Annotated in this window: 17 protein-coding genes; 7 read left to right on the forward strand and 10 right to left on the reverse strand. The window is 47.4% G+C overall.

The genetic code is table 11. From position 1 onward, the window contains the following. Positions 1-178 precede the first annotated feature (178 nt). Positions 179-676, forward strand: coding sequence for a lipocalin family protein (locus RT717_RS18840; RefSeq protein ID WP_317487934.1), 498 nt, complete (start codon positions 179-181; stop codon positions 674-676). 88 nt (positions 677-764) lie between these two features. Here RT717_RS18840 and RT717_RS18845 read toward each other — a convergent pair whose 3' ends face one another. Both RT717_RS18845 and lysS read right to left on the reverse strand, forming a co-directional pair. Further along, positions 765-1754 (reverse strand): hypothetical protein, encoded by a 990-nt coding sequence (locus RT717_RS18845; protein ID WP_317487935.1) that lies wholly within the window; start codon positions 1752-1754, stop codon positions 765-767. A gap of 4 nt (positions 1755-1758) precedes the next feature. Continuing rightward, on the reverse strand, positions 1759-3501 hold the full coding sequence (gene lysS, locus RT717_RS18850) for a lysine--tRNA ligase (RefSeq protein WP_317487936.1): 1743 nt from the start codon (positions 3499-3501) through the stop codon (positions 1759-1761). Positions 3502-3706: 205 nt separating this feature from the next. On the opposite strand from lysS, the gene RT717_RS18855 reads away from it, so the two are divergent. Then, the gene (locus tag RT717_RS18855; protein ID WP_317487937.1) at positions 3707-4171 is read left to right on the forward strand and encodes a hypothetical protein; all 465 of its coding nucleotides are present in this window, start codon (positions 3707-3709) and stop codon (positions 4169-4171) included. A gap of 18 nt (positions 4172-4189) precedes the next feature. Here RT717_RS18855 and RT717_RS18860 read toward each other — a convergent pair whose 3' ends face one another. Then, on the reverse strand, positions 4190-5371 hold the full coding sequence (locus RT717_RS18860) for a proline dehydrogenase family protein (protein WP_317487938.1): 1182 nt from the start codon (positions 5369-5371) through the stop codon (positions 4190-4192). Between the two features lie 84 nt (positions 5372-5455). Here RT717_RS18860 and RT717_RS18865 point away from each other — a divergent pair, with 84 nt between their 5' ends. Next, complete coding sequence (locus tag RT717_RS18865; RefSeq protein ID WP_151997986.1) at positions 5456-6556, forward strand: bifunctional 3-deoxy-7-phosphoheptulonate synthase/chorismate mutase type II; 1101 nt, start codon at positions 5456-5458, stop codon at positions 6554-6556. A gap of 2 nt (positions 6557-6558) precedes the next feature. Next, positions 6559-7617, forward strand: coding sequence for a 3-dehydroquinate synthase (gene aroB, locus RT717_RS18870; RefSeq protein ID WP_317487939.1), 1059 nt, complete (start codon positions 6559-6561; stop codon positions 7615-7617). On the opposite strand, the gene RT717_RS18875 is transcribed toward aroB, so the two are convergent. Continuing rightward, entirely contained in the window at positions 7610-7780 is a 171-nt protein-coding gene (locus tag RT717_RS18875) for a hypothetical protein (RefSeq protein ID WP_317487940.1), read from the reverse strand. The two genes, aroB and RT717_RS18875, sit on opposite strands and share 8 nt — an antisense overlap. A 133-nt stretch (positions 7781-7913) precedes the next feature. On the opposite strand from RT717_RS18875, the gene aroA reads away from it, so the two are divergent. The 3 genes from aroA (at position 7914) to katG (ending at position 12113) form a co-directional block, all read left to right on the forward strand. Continuing rightward, positions 7914-9143: a 3-phosphoshikimate 1-carboxyvinyltransferase gene (gene aroA, locus RT717_RS18880; protein WP_317487941.1), complete on the forward strand. Its 1230-nt coding sequence runs from the start codon at positions 7914-7916 to the stop codon at positions 9141-9143. 3 nt (positions 9144-9146) lie between these two features. Then, entirely contained in the window at positions 9147-9557 is a 411-nt protein-coding gene (locus RT717_RS18885) for a GNAT family N-acetyltransferase (protein ID WP_317487942.1), read from the forward strand. Between the two features lie 270 nt (positions 9558-9827). Further along, positions 9828-12113: a catalase/peroxidase HPI gene (gene katG / locus RT717_RS18890; RefSeq protein ID WP_317487943.1), complete on the forward strand. Its 2286-nt coding sequence runs from the start codon at positions 9828-9830 to the stop codon at positions 12111-12113. Between the two features lie 131 nt (positions 12114-12244). Here the strand turns inward: katG and RT717_RS18895 are convergent, their stop codons facing one another. From RT717_RS18895 to RT717_RS18920, 6 genes are all read right to left on the reverse strand, one after another. Then, a complete protein-coding gene (locus tag RT717_RS18895; protein ID WP_317487944.1) occupies positions 12245-13480 on the reverse strand; it encodes a PAS domain-containing sensor histidine kinase in 1236 nt (411 codons plus the stop codon). 380 nt (positions 13481-13860) lie between these two features. Beyond that, positions 13861-14721, reverse strand: a complete 861-nt coding sequence (locus RT717_RS18900; RefSeq protein WP_317487945.1) for a COG4315 family predicted lipoprotein — start codon at positions 14719-14721, stop codon at positions 13861-13863. Between the two features lie 219 nt (positions 14722-14940). Continuing rightward, positions 14941-15810, reverse strand: a complete 870-nt coding sequence (locus RT717_RS18905; RefSeq protein ID WP_317487946.1) for a DUF5777 family beta-barrel protein — start codon at positions 15808-15810, stop codon at positions 14941-14943. Further along, positions 15807-16361, reverse strand: a complete 555-nt coding sequence (locus RT717_RS18910; protein WP_317487947.1) for a YceI family protein — start codon at positions 16359-16361, stop codon at positions 15807-15809. Before RT717_RS18910 ends, RT717_RS18905 begins: the two co-directional genes overlap by 4 nt. Positions 16362-16458: 97 nt before the next feature. Continuing rightward, entirely contained in the window at positions 16459-17253 is a 795-nt protein-coding gene (locus tag RT717_RS18915) for a hypothetical protein (protein WP_317487948.1), read from the reverse strand. A gap of 256 nt (positions 17254-17509) precedes the next feature. Further along, complete coding sequence (locus RT717_RS18920) at positions 17510-19180, reverse strand: alpha/beta fold hydrolase (RefSeq protein ID WP_317487949.1); 1671 nt, start codon at positions 19178-19180, stop codon at positions 17510-17512. Positions 19181-19246: the final 66 nt, after the last annotated feature.

Genomic DNA, 19246 nt, shown 5'->3' on the forward strand with positions numbered 1-19246 from the left:
AATCACTCACTTTAGCCTTCAAAAAGGCAGTATTGGATATTTTCCCTTTCAGCTTTCAAATGATTTTAGCATGTTTAACCTGTCGTTAGTTTCAAATGCTCATTTTTTGAGCCCATCTGGTTGAAGCTTTCGAAGCACTTTATTATTTCAATAATTACTTTTCAAAAAAACCAATCCTATGAGAAGATTTACTAAAATCCTGTTTTTGCCGTTTGTTGTTTTGACACTTTTGGCTGCCTGCGGTGGCAAAGATGACGAGGGCGTATCGTCTCCGCTTATTGGCACATGGAAATACAGCTCAGTAGACGTAATAGAACTGTCAATCAATGGACAAGACGTGGTTGCGTACCTTATAGCGGAATTCGAGTTGAGCGAAGCAGAGGCACAGGAAATTGCCGACGGGTTTTCTATTAACGCCGAGGAAGAGTCCGACATAACCAATGTTACCATTGAATTTAAGGCCGACAATACCTATGTCAGCAGTCAGCCAGGCGAAGATTCGGAAACAGGCACCTGGTCATTGAGCAGTGATGGCAAAATGCTGACGGTTGACGACCAGACTTTTGAAGTTCAAACGTTGACATCAAGCAAACTTGTAGGCCGCATCAGCCAGCAGGAATCAACTGAGGTTGGGACTATGAAAATCGTGATAGAATTTAGTTTCACTAAGTCCTGATAGAATATCCTCAGGCCATTGCATACTGCGGTGGTCTGAGGATATAGTCTCATCTGAGAGTATCAAATATTATTGCATGTTAGCTCGCTTACTGCTTGCCAACTCGCACTACTGAAAGCTTCGCCGTTGGCTTGCTTCCGCCATAGGTAGCGACATACATGTTTCCCGGCACCACAAAAGAACCACTTTGAAAATAGGTTGTGCTCATAATGTGCTTTTCAACCCCATTCAAATAGAAGTGATAAGAAGCTCCCAGCTTTAAGAGGGAAAGGCTAATGGGTGTCTCTAATTTTATCTTATCTGTGTAAAGCGAATAATTATCCCAAATTTCTTTGCCTTTATTGTTGATCGAATATTCTCCACTTTCCTGATACAACCCAACGGTGATAGCATCCCATTGAAACCCGTAGATAAAGTTGAGTGAGTCGTATGTTAGTGTAAGCAGGTAATCGCTTGATTCGTCAATTGCCACCGCATCGGCTATTCCAAAATGTCTGGTCTGAAAACTTTCATACTGCAATGAGTCCTCCTTTAGAAGTAACGTATCTCCAATGACCAATTTAGTGAGGTCTTGAGTCCGGTACCAGTCTGGCACCTGCACGGCTGGATCGAACAGCTCATCGATATAATAGGAGCGCCACGAGTCGCTGAAGATATCATCTACGCACGCATCTTCTCCTCCCTCTTTCATGATACTGGCACATTCGCCTAAAAGTAACCTTTCATTTTTGTGTTGCCGCTCTAAAACACAATGACCCAGCTCGTGAAAAACAAGCATTTCTCTTTGTCTGTCATTCATTTGCTTCCAAATGAGTGGAGCTAGCTTGATGGTTTTGGAGAAAAATGTCCGTTTCGAACTCCCTGCTTTATTGTCTGGCAGATTGATGAATTCAATCGTCAAACCTCGACGGACATTCGAAAAATCATGGCCCCGTAGTTCAGCCTCACGAATAAACGAGTCAACGTAGCCACTAACATCGTGGGGAACATTCGTACCACACCCCGTTAAAGCAAACATCCCAACCAAGCCCAACACTTTAAGAACGCTGGATTCAGTTGGGATGCTATTTCTTTTCATTAGCTTATTTCGAGGCAGCCTCTATCCAGGCCTTCACCTCGTCCATGGTTGGATTAGTAACGTCGTTCAGCTTCAGTTTCTTGCGCATGCCGCACACATCGTTGAAAAGCTTGCTGTCTTTACTATCAGCAATGGCCTCTTTGGTAGACATGTTGAGTTTTTGAAGTATCGGTACCAGCTCGGCCCTCACCCCCAGTTTCTCATAGTCTTTTTCCATTAGCTCAGCCACTTTCTTCTCAGGCCTCATTTGAGGGAAGAACAACACCTCCTGAATGGATGGTGAGTTGGTCATGATCATGCTCAACCTGTCGATACCAACACCGAGCCCAGCGGTTGGAGGCATACCGTACTCAAGTGCCCTAAGGAAGTCCTCGTCGAGCATCATGGCTTCATCGTCGCCTCTTTTGCCCAGCTCAAGCTGCTCTTCAAAACGCTTACGTTGATCAATCGGATCATTCAGCTCGGAGAACGCATTGCAAATCTCTTTGCCATTACAGATCGCTTCGAAACGTTCCACAAGCCCCTCTTTACTGCGGTGCTTTTTCGCCAGCGGTGACATCTCAACCGGATAATCGGTAATGAAAGTCGGCTGGATCAGCTTGTGTTCGCAATGTTCACCGAAGATCTCGTCAATCAGCTTGCCTTTACCCATAGAGTCATCAATAGGTACTTCCAATTTCTTTGCAGTAGCCCTTAGTTCCGCCTCATCCATGCTACTAATGTCAATACCAGTAAAATGCTGTATCGCCTCAAACATGGTGAAGCGCTTCCACGGACGCTGGAAGTCGATAACGTTCTCCCCCACCTGCACCTGGGTGGTTCCATGGAGGTCAAGAGCGATTTTCTCAATCATCTCCTCCACAGTATCCATCATCCAGTTATAATCTTTGTAAGCTACATACAGCTCCACCTGGGTAAACTCAGGGTTGTGAAAACGAGACATGCCCTCATTCCTGAAATCCTTTGAAAACTCGTACACGCCATCAAACCCACCCACAATCAGCCTCTTCAGGTACAACTCATTGGCAATGCGCAGGTAGAGCGTCATGTCCAGCGTGTTGTGGTGCGTTTTGAACGGACGAGCAGCAGCGCCGCCATACAACGGCTGAAGAATGGGTGTTTCCACCTCCAGATAGCTTTTATTGTTCAGGTATTCCCTGATAGAGTTCACCAGCTTGGTACGCTTAATAAACGTGTCCTTCACGTGAGGATTCACCACTAAATCCACATAGCGTTGGCGATAACGTTGTTCCGGATCAGTGAAGGCGTCGTGGAGCACTTTGTTGCCGTGTTCGTCCTCTGTTTCTTTTACAATAGGAAGCGGCTTCAGTGCTTTTGTAAGCAGTTTAAACTCCGTCACGTGCACGGATATTTCACCGGTTTGCGTCGTAAACACGAACCCTCTGATGCCTACGATATCACCAATACCTATTTTCTTTTTGAAAACATCGTTGTAAAGCGTCTTGTCTTCACCGGGACAAATATCATCTCTCCGAATGTAGATTTGAATCCGCCCTGAGGCATCCTGCAACTCGGCAAAAGAAGCTGACCCCATGATGCGCCGACTCATAATGCGGCCGGCCATCGATATATTTTTATAGTCGGTCTTGCGCTTTTCGTAGAATTCATGAATCTCCTCTGCAGCCACGCTGACCTCGAAGGTTTCGGAAGGGTAGGGATTAATACCGGCTGCTATGAGTTCTTCTCTCTCTTTCCGGCGCAAAATTTCCTGCTCGCTTAAATGCATCGACTTATGTAAGGTTTAATCAGTATCAGCCAGTTAGCTGATTATCAAATGAGGGGCAAAGTTAACTGAAAGTCGAAAAAAATACTGGATTGGCTCAGTAATAGTTGGAAAGTAGTTGACTAAGCCAAATAAGACCTCCAAATATGTTCGTTGGTAAAAATATTGGTTAGCATCTGGCGTTTACAATGGATCAATCCTGCCAGATATGAAAGTTTCAGTGAATCTCTGTTTTCTGTTGCTTGCTTCGTTTTTCTGCTACTCTCAAAAACTTGGGCTTGGCTTCGGCACAAATGGCATAAATGTAAAAACAGCCTCATTCAATAAGTTAAGATTCATCGGTAGAGTGAGCCCCACTTTCTCCGATGATTTTACCGTAGTTAATTGTAGCGTGGAAATAGGCCGCAATTTCATTGTGGAGGAGCATGCTTCCCTGTATGCAGGGCTCGGCGCAGGAACTCCCTTTAGCGAGGCTTCCAAAATAGTAGATGAGGACAAGTGGTTTCTTACCATCCCAATTGGGCTTGAAATTTTCCCTTTCAGCAACAGAAAAATAAGTTTTGCGGCAGAGGCGGGTCCGCAATTCGACTACGAAAACCTCAATAGATACCCCGGGAAACCAAGCTGGACGATATCTCCTAAAGGGCTGATTGAGTTCTGTTACTATTTCTGAAGCCCCCACAATTGAGTATTAATTCCTCCCTCTCCGCTCAATCTCCTTCTTAATAAAGCTAAACTCCCTACCCGTCTGCCCGGCTACCGACGTATTCTCCTCTGCACGCCTGATCAGATAGGGCATCACCTTTTCCAGCGGGCCGTAAGGCACATACTTTGCCACGTTGTAGCCCTCCTTCGATAGCTTAAACGAAATATTGTCGCTCATGCCGTAGAGCTGCGCAAAAAACACCCCCGGATCATCCTTGGCTATGCCATATTGTTGCATCAGTGAAGTGAGCAAGGCATTCGACTGCTCATTGTGGCTTCCCGAGCAAAACGCAATCCGCTTGTGGTTCGCTGCGCAGAAATCAAGTGCCCTGTTGTAGTCAATATCCGTGGCTTGCTTCGTCGGTTGAATGGGATCCTTGTAGCCCAGCTCCTCCGCCCGCTCACGCTCGTTCTCCATATAAGCACCACGCACCAGCTTCACGCCCAGGTAAAACCGTTCTGTTTTCCCTTTTTCGTGCAAACCAACCAGCTTGTCGTAAGCATCCCATCTGTAAAATTGCACTGTAGTGTAAACAATTGCCTGCTCTTTGTTGTACTTCCGCATCATTTCCAGCGCCAACCCGTCTATCACCCCCTGGTAAGCATAGTCTTCTGCGTCAATAAATATCCTGACATTTAGCTCGTGGGCTTTGCTGCAGAGCTCTTCAACCCGACGGTGAATATTGTCAAATGCCTTCTGCTCTTTGCCATTCAGTTGTTTGCCATCCTGCGACTTGGTCATCAACTCTTCTGAGCCCAAACCTGATACTTTCATCACGGCAAAAGGAATGTGAGCACTGGTGGCAGCGTTCATGACTGTCTGCAGTATTTCCTCCTTATTGGCATCAAATCCAGCCTCTGTTTTCTCCCCCTCGGCAGAGTAATCGAGTATGGTGCCGATGCCTGAAGCACCAAGCTCAGAAATCGTTTGTTTGCACTCCTGAATCGTCTCACCACCACAGAAATGCCCGAAAACAGTACTTTTTATGAGTTTTTTGATGGGCATTTTCATTTTTAGTGCTAATATTACGCCCTGTGTTCCAAAGCGCACCAAAAAGTTACTGTTCATAGCGGCGAATAGCCAATACATCTTCTTCAATTCCCGGTCCGACTTAGAAGCAAAAGCTACTTCGGTATCTTCGAAGGTAAAGGGATGGGTAACGGGCATGGTTAATGTGTTTAATTGGAGTGCAATAATAAGTAAAAGACTAGTTTGATCGTTTTTAGTTTATAAAAAATAAGTGAGGTGGGTATGGAGCTTACTATTGACAAATTTGAATCCTGGTCTCCGGTAAAAGAAAGACCATTGATTATTTCAGGGCCTTGTAGCGCTGAATCAGAAGAGCAACTCATGGACACCTGTACCCAACTGTATAAGGAAGGTATCAGAGTGATGAGAGCTGGTGTGTGGAAGCCAAGAACTCGTCCGGGCGGATTTGAGGGCATAGGCAAAGAAGCCCTTGGCTGGATCCAGAACGTGAAGAAAGAGTTGGGTGTCAAATTTGCTGTTGAAGTAGCCAACCCCGACCACGTAGAGGCTTGTCTTGCTGCTGGCATCGACATCCTTTGGGTAGGCGCCCGCTCGACGGTGAACCCCTTCACTGTGCAGGAAATTGCCGACTCTCTTGTAGGCGTTGATGTGCCTGTACTGATCAAAAACCCTATCAACCCCGATCTTGCATTGTGGCTCGGGGCTATCGAAAGAATTAACAAGGCCGGTATCACCAAAATTGGTGCTATCCACCGTGGTTTCTCGTCTTTCCAGAAAACGAAATACCGCAACGTGCCCGCATGGCAGTTTCCTATCGAATTGAAAAGGGAGTTCCCTGAAATGCCTTTGTTTGGTGACCCCAGCCATATTTGCGGTAACAGAGAAATGCTTCTGGATGTCGCTCAAAAAGGGTTGGACTTGAACTATGACGGCCTGATGATCGAGTCGCACAGAGATCCGGACAACGCATGGAGTGATGCCAAGCAGCAGGTGACGCCTGCCCGCCTGGGTGAAATGGTAAGGGAACTGAAACCAAAAAGCGCTCATTCAACTGACGCCACTTTCAATCATTTCATGGAGCAAATGCGTGATCAGATTGACAACGCTGACCGTGAAATCCTTGAAGCCTTGGCCAACAGGATGCGCCTGGTAGAGAAAATGGGTGAGTTCAAGCGTGACAACAACGTAACTATCTTCCAGGTAGACCGCTGGAATGAAATTTACAAGAGCAGAGCTGAGTGGGGCAAGTCACTTTCCCTTTCTCCTGACTTTGTAGAAGAAACCTACAAGCTGATCCACGTTGCTTCTATCAAACAGCAAACTGAGATTATGGCTAAAGTACCTGCAGGCGGAGAAAAGTAAAAATGATTCTCGGTAACGTAGAAATAACGAACAACCTCCCCGAGTCATTGGGGAGGTTTTTTTCAGTCCAATCCTATTCAAAGGTGGCTGTGCTGGTGGACGAAAATACCAGGCAGCATTGCTATCCAAAAGTAGCTGCTCACCTTCCCGGGCACTCGGTGATTGAAATAAAAAGCGGTGAAGAGGAGAAAACGCTGCGGACTTGTGAGCACATCTGGAACGAGCTTACCAAGCTGGAGTGCGACAGGAAAGCGCTGCTCGTCAACCTTGGCGGGGGCGTAATTGGTGACATGGGCGGCTTCTGTGCTGCCACCTACAAGCGGGGCATCAAATTTCTGAACCTGCCCACCACCCTGCTGGCTCAAGTAGACGCCAGTGTCGGCGGCAAGCTGGGCATCGACTTCCACGGCCTTAAAAACCACATCGGCGTTTTTCAGGAGCCGGAAAGAGTCATCGTATCCTCTGATTTTCTGGCCACATTACCTGAAAGAGAGCTCAGGTCTGGCTTTGCAGAAGTGCTGAAACACGCCCTGATTGCAGACGCCAGTTACTGGAAGACTCTCACTGCGAAGACATTCGGTGAGCAACCCTGGAACGACCATATTCAGCACTCTATTGAAGTAAAAAGTGGTGTGGTCGACAAAGACCCAAAAGAAAATGGTCTGAGAAAAATCCTCAACTTTGGGCACACTATTGGCCATGCCATAGAAACTGCCCTGCTCAACTCCGGTAACAGGTTGCTCCACGGCGAGGCCATTGCTATCGGGATGATTGCTGAAGCCTACCTGTCGACAAAAAAGACAGGGCTTTCACAAGGAAGCTACAAAGAGATTACGCAGTACTTACTGGCAACCTACCGTCCGGAGCAGATAGGTGAGGCAACGATTAAAAAAGCTGAAAGCTTAATATTACAGGATAAGAAAAATGAAAAAGCTACCATTAAGGGTAGCTTGTTGAGTGCCATTGGTCAATCAGAATACGATGTGATTATTACTTTAGGGGAAGTTAGGGAAGCCTTGACTGAGTTCAACTCAGTGGTGAATCTTTCTTCTGCTAAATAAAAAAATGATCGTCTTCGTCTCTCTTCTTCACAGGTGTGGTTTTAGCCGATTTTGAAACACGGGCTTTAGTAACCATTCCTTTGATAGGAGTAACGCCGAATACTGTAATTGCACCAATAACTGCACCTGCAACGATGGTAGTTATGGTTTTAGATCTGTTCATAATAAAAAAGGGTTTAAAGCATTTAATCACAACAACGATGCCAGACTGCCGAAGGTTTTGAAAATTATTTTTACGTCACCTTTACCAGACTAACATAAAGACAATTAAATCGGGTATTTCCACTAAGCATACCATGAATAAAATTTCGATCAACACCTCCGCCGCCATTCCCGCAGCATCCACTATCAACCTGAGCGCCTCCAAAAGTGAGAGTAACAGGGCCCTGATTATACAAGCACTTTCTGATGAAAAAATTAACCTCAACAATCTTTCTGATGCCCGTGACACACAAACGATGATGCGCTTACTGGCCTCAAAAGACAAAACGTGGGACGTGCTGGACGCTGGAACAACCATGCGCTTTCTAACCGCCTACCTGGCGCTTACGGGAAAAGATCAAACTATAACGGGCTCAGAACGCATGCAGCAAAGGCCCATCAAGCTATTGGTAGATGCCCTGCGAGAGCTGGGAGCGAGCATCGATTACCTGAAGAATGACGGCTATCCACCACTTAAAGTCTCAAAAATCACTCAGCAAAAAACGGACTCCCTGAAAATACAAGGCAACATCAGCAGCCAGTACATTTCAGCCTTGCTAATGATCGCCCCTATGTTGCCTAACGGTCTTACCATCGAACTGGTGGGAGACGTGTTCAGCAGACCCTACATAGAAATGACACTCGGCCTCATGCAGCAGTTTGGAGTAAAGAACGAGTGGAAGGAAAATACCATCGCCATTGCACCGCAGAAATACACTGCAAATTCCTATACCATTGAGTCGGACTGGTCAGGCGCCAGTTACTGGCTAAGCATGGTGTCGCTTTCCAAAAGCAGCAAAGTAAATCTTACCGGGTTAAGAGAAAACTCCTATCAGGGCGACATCCGCATCAGGGAAATCATGCACGGCCTGGGGCTCACCACCAGGTTCAGTGGAGAAGAGTTCCTGATCGAGAAAAAGAACAGCGTTTCACCCATGGTTATCGACTTTAAGACCTGCCCCGATTTGGCCCAGACAGTAATGGTGGTAGCCACCGGTCTGAAAAGCCCTATTTCAATGACGGGCCTTGAAAGCCTGCGCATTAAAGAAACCGACCGGCTGGCGGCCATGCAAACTGAGCTGGCAAAGTTTGGGGCTACGCTGGTAGAGGAAACGCCCGGTTTTTGGGAATTGGAGCCTCCGACCGAACTTCCTGAAGGCCCCGTAACGATTAGCACCTACGAAGACCACCGCATGGCCATGGCGTTTGCGCCGCTGGCTCAAAAAGTGCCTTTGATCATTGAAGAGCCGGAGGTGGTGAATAAGTCGTACCCAGGGTTTTGGGAGGATTGCAAAAAATACGGGCTGGATATTAAAGAAGCATAGTCAATGGAAATCGTCTACCAGCAAGAGCAGGATTTAACCGTGAAGGACTTCACGGAGCTGCTCATTAGTTCTACCCTCGGTGAGCGGCGTCCCGTGAACGAGCCTGAGCGCATAGAAGAGATGCTCAGACATGCCAACCTCACCGTTACCGCAAGGCACAATGGAAAGCTGGTAGGCGTAAGCCGCAGCCTCACCGACTGGGTGTATGCCACCTACCTGAGCGACCTGGCGGTGCACATCGAATACCAGCACAAAGGAATTGGCAAGGAGCTCATTCGCCGGACAAAGATGCTGGCACCCAAATCTAACGTGATACTACTGTCGGCTCCAGCTGCTGTCGACTACTATCCAAAAATTGGAATGACTCACCACGCCCATGCTTTTTGGCTGAGGGATTTGAAGGAGCTGAAGTAGGCTTTTCGTCGCCTATTTGTTCAATCGACAGCGGGAAAAACAATCCGATATGATCGAAATTATCATGATTTGTCAGCCTTTCAAGCGCCTCGCCCTTTCAATTCAATCTAACATTCTTCTACCTTCAAGCTTCTCCTTCATGCAGAAAATGATCTTAATCACTTTTTAGTGATGATATAATTCATATCTATAACGATATAGAAAATATAGATTTATACTATCGATCAGAATATTGTAGATTTGGATATCGAACAAAAAAATCTGTCAATAATGGAAAATAAAACACACGCTGGAGGAGCCTACGATGTAAACGGAGCAGAAATGTGCCCGTTTCTGAATGGCGAACTCAATCAAACCGCAGGTGGTGGCACATCAAATCGTGATTGGTGGCCCAACCAACTGAAAGTAAACATCCTTCGTCAGCATTCTTCCCTGTCTGATCCGATGGGCGAAGACTTCAACTACGCTGAAGAGTTTAAAAGCCTTGACCTAAAGGCTTTAAAGAAAGACCTAACTGCCCTGATGACCGACTCACAGGACTGGTGGCCTGCTGACTTTGGTCACTACGGCGGTTTATTCATTCGTATGGCATGGCACAGCGCCGGCACATACCGCATTGCCGATGGCCGTGGTGGCGCAGGAGCCGGCCAACAAAGATTTGCTCCCCTCAACAGCTGGCCCGACAATGTGAGTCTTGACAAGGCCCGCAGGCTACTCTGGCCTATCAAGCAGAAATACGGAAAGAAAATCTCCTGGGCTGACCTGATGATTCTCACAGGCAACGTAGCCCTGGAATCCATGGGCTTCAAAACCTTCGGTTTCGCTGGTGGTCGTGAAGACGTTTGGGAGCCAGAACTAGACGTTTACTGGGGTCAGGAGACCACCTGGCTGGGCGGCGATAAGCGTTATGCTCATGGTTCGAAAGGTGTCGAAAATCAGCAGTCTGTGGTTGTATCGGATGACGATGCAGACGGGGGCACGCACTCAAGAGAACTCGAGAACACACTGGCCGCAGTACAAATGGGACTGATATATGTTAACCCGGAAGGGCCGGATGGCAACCCTGATCCCCTTGCAGCTGCCAAAGATATCCGTGAGACGTTCGGTCGTATGGCAATGAATGACTACGAAACCGTGGCACTGATTGCAGGTGGACACACATTTGGTAAAACCCACGGCGCAGCTGACGCAAGCCAGCACGTAGGGCCTGAGCCAGAAGCGGCCGGTATTGAGCAACAAGGCTTCGGCTGGAAAAACAGCTACGGGTCAGGTGTTGGTGGCGATGCTATCACCAGTGGTTTGGAAGTAATCTGGACAACCACACCAACGAAGTGGAGCAACAACTTCTTCGAGAACTTGTTTGGCTACGAATGGGAATTGACCAAGAGCCCGGCAGGTGCGCACCAGTGGAAGCCTAAGGGTGACGCAGGTGCAGGTACCGTGCCCGATCCTTTTGATCCGTCGAAGCGCAGGTCACCATCAATGCTTACTACCGACCTGGCACTAAGAGTGGATCCAGCCTACGAAAAGATTTCAAGGAACTTCCTGGAGAACCCCGATGAGTTCGCAGATGCCTTTGCCAAAGCGTGGTTCAAACTTACTCACCGTGACATGGGACCTCGTGCCCGTTACCTCGGGCCTGAGGTTCCGGAAGAAGACCTGATCTGGCAAGATCCGATCCCAGCTGCGACACACAAACTAGATGATAACGACATTGCTTCCCTGAAAGCGAAAGTACTTGCTTCAGGACTGTCCGTATCAGAGCTGGTGTCAACTGCCTGGGCTTCTGCCTCCACCTTCCGTGGCTCCGATAAGCGTGGTGGTGCCAATGGAGCACGCATCCGACTTTCACCGCAGAAGAACTGGAAAGTGAACAACCCGGCTCAACTGGCAAAAGTATTGGCAAAACTGGAAGGCATCCAAAAGGATTTTGGCAAGCCAGTATCAATGGCTGATTTGATTGTGCTGGCTGGATGCGCAGGTGTTGAACAGGCTGCTAAAAACGCCGGACAAGCCATCACTGTGCCTTTCACTCCCGGACGTGCTGATGCGTCGGCAGAGCAAACCGATGTAGAAGGTTTTGCGGCACTTGAGCCACAGGCCGATGGGTTCCGCAACTACTTGAAGAAAAAATTCACCGTATCTGCGGAAGAGCTACTGATTGATAAGGCCCAGTTGCTAACGCTAACTGCACCAGAAATGACTGTGCTTGTGGGTGGCATGCGTGTGCTTGGCACCAACTTCGACGGATCCAAGCATGGTGTATTTACCAATCGTATTGGCTCATTGAGCAACGACTTTTTTGTGAACCTGCTCGATATGAGCACCACATGGAAAGCTGTTTCGGCAGATGGGGACGTATTCGAGGGGCACGATGCTAAGACTGGCAAAGTAAAATATACAGCCACTCGTGCCGACTTGATCTTTGGCTCCAACTCGGAGCTTCGTGCCCTGGCTGAAGTATATGGCTGCAGCGACTCTCAGCAGAAGTTCATCAAGGACTTTGTGAAAGCCTGGGACAAGGTGATGAACCTCGACCGTTTCGATTTGGCTTAATGATGGTATAAATATTTAAAGTGAAAAGGTGGTCTGGAAACAGGCCACCTTTTTTATTAGCATGCTCATTTTCCTCTTAAGAGTTGGGTATCTCTGGCTAGCGATATTCAAAAATCGGCGCTCTGTAAAATCTATTCAGGGCTATTCAGTGGTAGCGTAAACCTGAAATCACTTCCATCCCCTTCCTTACTCTTGAGCCAAATGTCGCCGCCGAGCTTTTTTACAAATTCCTTGCAAAGGGCTAACCCTAAGCCAGAACCTTTTTCGTTTGCAGTGCCCAACGAAGATGTGTTTGCAGACATCTTGAACAACTTCTTACTAACTTCCTCCTTTATTCCAAGTCCATTGTCGGACACAGAAAATTGAACTTGGTTTTGCTCCAACACAACCGACACGATGATGCTGCCTCCGGATTTGGTAAACTTGATAGCATTAGAAATAAGGTTTCTCAATATGGTTTTCAACATCCTTTCGTCGGTGTATATTTCTATTCCCTCCGAAGCGATCTGACTTAGAGATATATTCTTGGTTCTTGCAATTGGGTCTAACAGCTCAATCACGTGTCGAATAGTCGTTGATAAATCTATTTTTTCCGGTTTATAATTGATCTCTCCTGTCTGCGATTTCGCCCAATTCAATAGGTTATCGAGTAAGGCCAGTGTGTTCTTGACTGATACTTTTATGATCTCTAAATACTCCGCCGATTTTCCCGTGTCCGATTTTCTTACCCGTTCAATCAATAATTCTGATAACCCTAAAATATTATTCAATGGTGCCCTTAAATCGTGGCCCATAATGGAAAAAAGTTTGTCTTTGGTCGCATTCAGCTCTATTAATCGCATTTCACTTTGCTTCAATGCTTGCTCGGCTTTTTTGCTGGCAGTGATGTCCCGAACTACGCCAACAAGAAATCTTTTTCCACTGGCATCAACATAGCGTGACTTTCTGGTGGAAATGATCATCGTTTCGGCTCCCCTCACTGTTAGTGTTTCTTCATTTATGTTTTCCTTTCCGTCAGCAAGAACCTGGCTGTCAATTTTTAAGAAACTTTCCCGCTCATCAGGAGGAACATGCTCGGCAAGGGTTTTACCCATAATTTCTTCACGAGGTAGGCCAAACATTTTACAAAAGGCGTCATTAACCAGTACCAACCTACTTTTATCATCCTTTACAAATACGGAGTCACCCATGTTGTCGAGGATTGTATGGATGTACCCATCTGCCACCTTATTTTGCTCTACTAAAGATTCTTTTTGTCCTTTTTTCTGCTGGTTTTGAGCCGAAAGTTGCGATCGCAAAATTTCATTTTGCTTTTTAAGTTCAGCAATTTTGTCTTCTAGTTCCAAGCGGGTTAGTTTGTCGGTCATTTTTTGGGTGGTAGCAGGTGGCAGCACAATTGCAATTTTTCATCTTTCACAAAGCTGAACTGCACTTATTAGCACCAGACTAAATTAACTCTTGTGGCGGAGATTCCAAGCCTCATAACCTATTTCGTGCTCAATGCACTTCGCTCATTCCTTCATTAAGGACTTTATGAAAACCTTGGGACAACATAGTGCGCCCTGACCACTTCAATCTGGTGCAACCAGGCGAGCGAAAGTTTTGAAATGGCTACCAAAGTAAAAAAGGCAGCCTGAAACAGGCTACCCTTTTTTGTTTATAGCACGGTCATGAGTGATTCAAATGAGCACTTCTTGCGCACTGTCTCACCCAACAAAAGGTCTTTCTCAGATATCCGTCAACGGAATTACTCTGCCCCCACCGTCTCAGTGTTTACAACTGGCCAAACACCCGGTGACGGCACGCTCACTCCTTTGGTCTCTCCTCTTTCAGTATCCTGCCCGAAGTAGTACAAAGGCCATCCTTTGTAAGTAAGCTGGCTCTCACCAAATACGTCGATTGAACCAAAGTCGCTTTGGCTGGCAGCAGAAACAACTGCTTTGAGTTCTTTGGCATACACGGGCCAAATTGTATTGTTAGAAAAATCGCTGGCAGTGAAAGTGTTAACGTCTTTTGAGTCGTTGGTAAATGCATACAGTGTCCTGCCCGATGCATTCACGAAGAAAGCAGTAGCTCCTTCTCCTTCTTCATACGTTGAAGTGTAGTTCTTCCCGTCGTTGCCAACCAGTTGTGCATTTGCCATCATGATGGAATAGTCGGGTTTGGCCACAAAAAAGGCCCCTCCGGCACCGTCGCCGGCGGTAGCACCTGCTGTTTCAAGCACGCCGTCGCCAGCCGGAGAAAAGTAATAAAGCGGCCAGCCTTTGTAGGTTGTTTGCTTGGAGCCATTGCTGTGGGTGATCACTGCAAAATCGCCAGCTTCCAGGCCTGTGCCAATCTGCGGTTCTTTCGCATAGTAAATAGGCCATTTGCTAAGACAGCCATCTACACAAGCACTGTTTCCCGACACGTCTTTTGCGAAAACATATAATGTGACACCATCGGTATCAGTCAAAATCTGGCCGAGTGTTGCGTTAGTTGATAGTTGGATGGCTGTAGCTTCCTCCGCATCAGGATTTTCGCTATCATCACCACATGCCGTAATGGTTGCCATTGCCAGCAACACTAGTACAAATATTGCATTCAATTGCTTGACTAAGTTTTTCATTTTTCTTTAATCTGGTTTAATAATTCGTTTGGTGTTCGGCCAAATTCTTTGCTGCTTAAATAGTTTCTTGTTCATGTAGTGCCTGTCAGACAATACTCTTCTGTCTCAAAACCGGGTCTGGTTTCGGGTAGAGTTGGGGCGCACGGCGTTATGAAATATTGAACTGAGGGATATTTCTCGTCAGCTCAAATCAATTAGTCCGTATTAATAACGTGGATGCTAGTTCAGTTGAAAAGTTCTTGAGACATTAAAACCGAAGTGAATTTCGCCTTTGAAAAAATCGTTGGTCGTTTCTGACACGAAGCCCTTAGGCACCATTGAGGTGGCATTGGTGAACTGGAGTTGGAACACGTGCCCTCCCGTTTCAATATCGACCCCTATGGCCAGCGCATTCTGTGTATTTTCGTTGAGGTGCTGAAACTGATAGTAATATTCTGCACAAAGTGCCACTCGCTGCGAAAGTTTGATGCGTCCACCCATACCCAGCGCTAAGATGTCATTGTTCAGATCCGTTTCGCCAATCAGGTTGCGGTGCACCCAGGTGGGCATCAGCTGGAGCGAAAGGCCGTTGTTAAACTTTCTGGCCAGCAAAAGCTGATGTGTAAAAGCAAGCTTGTCGGTAAACTGCAGATCGTACGTAGGATCCTTCAGGGTCTTCAATGCCATAGAGCTCAGCCACGTGGCGGACAGCGGAACACTCCCTTTGCCCGTCGACTGACGAAGCAGGCGATATTTGACAAACCCATCGTAGGTCTTTTCAAAAGAGCTCCTGCCAGCTCCCGCATAGAGCCTGTCGTTGAGGGCATACTCCAGTCCGATGCGTACCAGGGCGTTGTCCAGCCCAAAAAGCTCATAGGCTCCACCGTCGATAGTACCAAACCGGTGTGCGATGATAAAATCCATCACACCTTGCTTTCTGGTTTCAATGGAATGACCGTTGATAAGTCTGGTGCCTTTGAAGGTGGCATCCACCAGCGTCTTCTGATCGGCCTGCTCTGCTTCCAGACCAGCCAGAAGATCATCCTGGGCCAGCAGCGGCAAAGCCAATGCCAGCGAGATAAGGGTTGAAGTGATCTGCTTTACCATCATTTTGGACGTGAGAAATTAAAAAATGCCTTTACTTCGACTACCTCCGCAATGTTCTTGAACACGATGGTGGGTATCTCGATATCGAAATCAGCCACCGCCAGATTGAAGGAGGTAGTAGCTTTCAAGTCTTTAGCAGAAACATCAAATTTGACTGCTGTCTTCAGTGGCTTCTTCACTCCGTGGATTTCTATTTCCCCATCGGCTTCTGCTTCAAAGCTCCCGCTTTTCGAAAAGTCAAGTGCAGCGAAGTTGCTGATGACCCCCTTGAAAGTCGCTCTCGGAAATTTGTCCGACTCCACGTAGTTTTCGTTGAAGTGTTCCTCCATCAGGCTCTTGTCAAAGTGAAACCCCTTCATCAGCATCGAAACTGCCAGCGTTCCTTTTTCAAGGTCTATTGCACCCAGCACCTCCTTGTTAGTGGCTTCAATGTTTTCCAGCGGTGCTTCAGAAAAGAAGGTGGCGGTTCCGCTGCGATCCACCATCGGGCCCTGCGCCATCGCCAGGCCCGCTGTGATCAAGCCAAGAATGATTGTTAATATTTCACGTTTCATATTTCTTCTGTCTTTACTTTCAACTGTTAAAAAATGGGAGCTACACGATTTTCTCGTATGCCGCTTGTTGGTTATTGATACTGCTGTCATTTATTAATCAATTTTGTAAGGCGCCATCATCCACCCAGCAGGCAATAGCATCTTTTTGTGCTTGAGTAAGTGTCGACCCTCTGGGCATCGATCCACTCGCTGTTCTTGCTTTGATGGAGCTGGCCCTGGCTTGAATAGTAGCGAAAGACCTCAGGTCGGGAGAGATGCTGCCGTTGTGGCAACCCGAAACCGCACAGCTGTTTTCAATAATGTTTTTGACAGAGTTCTCGTAGCTAACGCCCGCCAACACCTCCACACTCTCGACGATCTCACAACCCAGCTGGTCTGCTATTTTCACGGTATAAGTACCCCTGGTCAGGCCAGAAAAAGTCCTCCCCGTCTGAGGCTGGCCTTCGTTGATACTGTAGAGGTAGGGCTCCACGCCGCCAGAGGCTACCACCTCAATTTTCCCCTCTGTTGACCCACATCCCGACTCCTCCACCACAATTTCCTGCAGGTTCACTCCCTCCAGGTTTTGAATCGGAATAGTTACCTCACTTGCGCAGCCTTTCGCATCAGTCGCTACCACCACATAGTTTCCAGCTTCGAGGCTACTGAAGACGCCATCCGCATTTGTGCCAGCTTCTGACGTATATACATAAGGAGGCTCACCTCCAGCCGCATTGACCCTAAAGCTCCCAATGGCTGCGCCACATTCGGTCGCTACGCTTTCCAATACGTCTATTTCCACTGGCGACACCGAGCAATCTACCTGTGGTTCAGCCTGGTCCCAGGTGCACGACATTGTGGTGAGAAAAAATAGCACGCTGACAGTGCCACGAATTAATCTTGTTTTCATCATTAAAAAATAGTTTTGCTAGCAACCCCGCCCGGTTTCTAAAAAAGAAGAACAGCCAAAAGGTTGCCATTTATCTTCTTCCCCAACGTAAGCCAAAAGCCCACTGGCAGCATTTAGGAGCTGTATTTCTAGTATTATTTGATGACAAAATTAGATATAACCAATAGGGTGTGGCTAGCACAATACCGCCAATTGTGTTAACATTTCCGACATAGGGTATAACAAAACCGACAAAACGTGGTAGTTCCGACGCTGATAATCAGCGGCTTAGTAGCAAAAGATCGGAGGGGCTTGATCCAAACTCTTTTTTGAAACATTTAGAGAAATAGGACGGATTGGCAAAGCCTGTTTTAAAGGCGGCTTCTGCAATCCCAAACTCACTACCCATAAGCAGTTCCTTCGCACGGTGCAACCGCACAGAGGTAATCAGCTGATTGGGCGACTTATTGGTCACCGCCTTCAGCTTGCGCTGGAGTTGGCGTTCGCTGATGCCAATCTCCCGGCAAAGCATTTCCACGCCAAAAAGCTCGTTCTCCAAATGAGTATCGATACTCTGCAGCACGTTTTCCAGGAAGGAATCATTTTGCAACACCTTCTTTGGAGAAATTTGTCCCGCTTTTTCATCGGCACTGAGTGGATCGGTTACACTGAACAGCAAAAACGACTCGCCCGAAAGCGTTTCGTACACCGCCTTATACTGCGTGAAACTCACACCCGCTCCCGACAGCAGGCTTTTTACAGTTTGTGTGACGAGTATCTGGTTGGGTTTCGCCAGTTGAAGCATGGCGTCGACAAAGGCCTCGGTTTCACCGCTGATGAAGTGAGCCTCATCTACAGCCCCTTCTCTGATGTGAATACCAATGGCCAGCTGGGCAGACATGCTCTGAATGGCATCCACGAGATCGATGCTGCAATGAACGGCCTTGCTTGGCCCTTCAAATATAGCGATGAATGTCTGGCGGTTGTATTGAACCACCTTGCCCCGGTACTGCTCCACAAATTGGCGGATGAGCTCCTCAGGATTGGCATCAACATTTTCCAACGAGATAATACGGGCGGCAACTATAGTGAAAAGCTGCTCCTGATAGTTTCTGATGGGCTTCACCCCTAAGATAAAAGCCCTCATCGTTTCCAGCACCTCTTTGGTATTGCCCACCCAAAAAAGGTGGTCTCTTCCCGTAAACTCCACGAACTTGGCTCCCTGAATACGCTCAGCAATGAACCGTCCCTCCTCAATTTTCACGTCAATGTCGTGGGTGCGCTGCATGAGTAACGTCGGCACTTTGATGGTGCCCAGAATGTCAATAATATCTACCTCCGTATTCATTTTGGTGAGCACCATGGCAGCACTGGGGCTAGCCCCTGAACGAAAGTAGCTGGCCAGCCAATCCATGAAAACCTTGTCATTGGCTTTGGAGGGAGCGAGCGATTCAAGCCCCATATCCCCACTACCCCAATTGTTTTCGATCATGTCATACACCACCTGGCGCTCCTCGTCGGTAGGTGCCCAGGGATAATCAGGGGCATAGCGGCGCTTGGCAAACACACCAAAAGTGATGAGTGAAATAGTTCGGTTGGGGTAGGTAGCAGCAAAGAGTGCCGACACGGAGCCGCCCTCTGAATGTCCAAACAACACGGCTTTTTGCGACCCAACGGCGTCCATTACGGCACGAATGTCGTCCATCCTCTCTTCCAGTGTGGAAAGCTCCACCACACGGTCCGACAGCCCTGTGCCTCTTTTGTCAAACAAAATGACCCTGGCGATTTTGCCCAGTTCCTGCAGAAAGTCAACCAGCTCAGGGCAAGCCCACATCCAGTCAATGTTGGATACCCATCCAGGAATATAAACCAGGTCGATTGATCCGGAGCCAAAAACCTGGTAAGCAATATTGATACGGCCGCTTTTGGTATACTGAGTAGCTGGCTTCATAACAATTTGATACTGTGTAGTGGTTGGGAATACAATTATACTACAAATAATGCCAACCAGAAGCGA

This window comes from Imperialibacter roseus (genome assembly GCF_032999765.1).
GTDB classification, from domain to species: domain Bacteria; phylum Bacteroidota; class Bacteroidia; order Cytophagales; family Cyclobacteriaceae; genus Imperialibacter; species Imperialibacter roseus.